Raw genomic sequence first — 562 nt, forward strand, 5'->3', positions numbered from 1 at the left:
CCGTGTTCTTCGCCCAGTACTACCTCGACTGCCTGTCCCACGCCTCGTACCTGATCGCCGACGAGCAGACCGGACAGGCGGTGGTCGTCGACCCGCGCCGGGACGTCTCCGAGTACCTCGCGGACGCCACCGCGCGCGGCTTCACCGTCGTCGGCGTGATCAACACCCACTTCCACGCGGACTTCGTCGCCGGCCACCTGGAGATGGCGGCCGAGACGGGGGCGTGGATCGGCTACGGCGCGCGTGCCGAGACCGAGTACCCCATCCGGCACCTCGCCGAGGGCGAGCGGATCGCCCTCGGCGACGTCGTCCTGGAGATCATGGAGACGCCGGGGCACACTCCGGAGTCGGTCAGCGTCCTGGTGTACGAGCACGCCGACGACACCGTCCCGTACGGCGTGCTGACCGGCGACGCCCTCTTCATCGGCGACGTCGGCCGCCCCGACCTGCTCGCCTCCGTCGGCGTGACCGCCGAGGAGCTGGGCGCGATGCTCCACGACAGCGTGCAGAACAAGCTGATGGGCCTGCCCGACGAGGTCCGGGTCTTCCCCGCCCACGGCGC

General features: G+C 71.2%; 1 protein-coding gene. It reads left to right on the top strand.

The features are described 5' to 3' along the window. Positions 1-2: 2 nt before the first annotated feature. A partial coding sequence (locus tag IE321_RS41685; RefSeq protein ID WP_190226806.1) for an MBL fold metallo-hydrolase occupies positions 3-562 on the top strand: 560 nt, incomplete at its 3' end.

Origin of the sequence: Streptomyces hydrogenans (assembly GCF_014656075.1) — a bacterium.
In the GTDB taxonomy this organism is placed as follows: Bacteria; Actinomycetota; Actinomycetes; order Streptomycetales; family Streptomycetaceae; genus Streptomyces; species Streptomyces hydrogenans.